The organism is Nocardia sp. NPDC055053 (assembly GCF_053608285.1).
Window position 1 is genome coordinate 1 of the sequence record NZ_JBSGVD010000088.1, and the last position, 1,312, is coordinate 1,312.

At 64.5% G+C, this 1,312-nt stretch carries 1 protein-coding gene; it reads left to right on the forward strand.

Annotated features, from left to right (window positions below):
• Positions 1-166: 166 nt before the first annotated feature.
• Positions 167-1,273 carry an IS30 family transposase gene (locus tag ACWF82_RS34365; protein WP_452507727.1) on the forward strand — a complete coding sequence of 369 codons (1,107 nt, stop codon included), beginning with the start codon at positions 167-169 and terminating at the stop codon, positions 1,271-1,273.
• The last annotated feature ends 39 nt before the right edge of the window (positions 1,274-1,312 follow it).

A 1,312-nucleotide genomic window follows, 5' to 3' on the forward strand; every position in this document is an offset into this window, starting at 1 on the left:
GCTTGGGTTCTAGGGATCGTCGCAACACCCCAGTTCAGGGGAGATTGCGATGGACTTCCAGATCCGGGCGGATCGGAAACCTCAGGGCCGTAAGAAGTTGAGGGCCGAACGGGCGGAGTATCTCCGTCTTGTGGAACAAGGGCACGGAAACAAAGCGGCATCGAAGATGGTCGGTGTCCACGAACGCACCGGACGCGAGTGGCGCAACGGCCGTGACGATCCCAAACGTAGGGTGCTGCCCGTTCGAAACGAGCGGGCAGCCTCTGCCGGGTCGAAGTCGCGGTATCTGAGCGAGGACGAACGCATCCACATCGCCGATCGGCGGCGGGAGAACGCCGGCGTCCGCGAGATCGCGACCGAGCTGAGTCGTAGTCCCTCCACGATAAGCCGTGAGATCGCGCGCAACGCCACGGTGAGCCCGTCCGGAAAGGCCACCTACCGCCCACACGCGGCCCAGTCCCGCGCCGACGCACGACGCCCCCGACCCAAGCCGAGCAAGGTCAGCCGGTATCCCGAACTGAGGCGATTCATCCAGCGCCACCTCGATAAACGGTGGAGCCCCGAACAGATCTGCCAGGCTGTGCGCACGCATTTTCCCGACCGGCCGGAGCTGCACGTGGTCCACGAAACCGTTTATCAAGCCCTGTATATGCAGGGCCGCGGCGAGTTGCGCCGCGAGCTGGCTCGAGCGCTGCGCACCGGCCGCGCCCGGCGCGTCCCGCGTCGGGCGGCCGCCTGCAGGCGGCCTCGTTTCACCCATCCGATGGTCATGATCAGCGACCGGCCCGCCGAGGTCGAAGACCGGGCCGTGTCCGGGCATTGGGAAGGTGATCTGATCGTGGGCAAGGACAACGGATCGGCGATCGGCACCCTTGTCGAACGCTCCACCCGCTATGTGATGCTCATGCATCTACCAGATGGCCGCAGCGCTGAGCTGGTACGAGATGCGTTGCAACACACGGTTACCCGACTTCCTGCGCATTTGATGCGGTCGTTGACCTGGGACCAGGGCAGCGAGTTGGGTGAGCACCACCTGTTCACCGTCGCTACCGACATTCCGGTCTACTTCTGCGATCCAGGCAGTCCCTGGCAGCGCGGCTCGAACGAGAACACGAACGGCCTGCTACGGCAGTACTTTCCCAAGGGCACCGACTTGTCGGTGCACACCCGTGAACACCTCGACGCCATTGCCGCCGAACTCAACGGCCGCCCACGCAAAACGCTCGACTGGGATACCCCAGCCGAGCGCTTGGCTAAGCTACTCGCGGCCTAAACACCACCACGAGTGTTGCGACGACTCCTAGAATCCGCC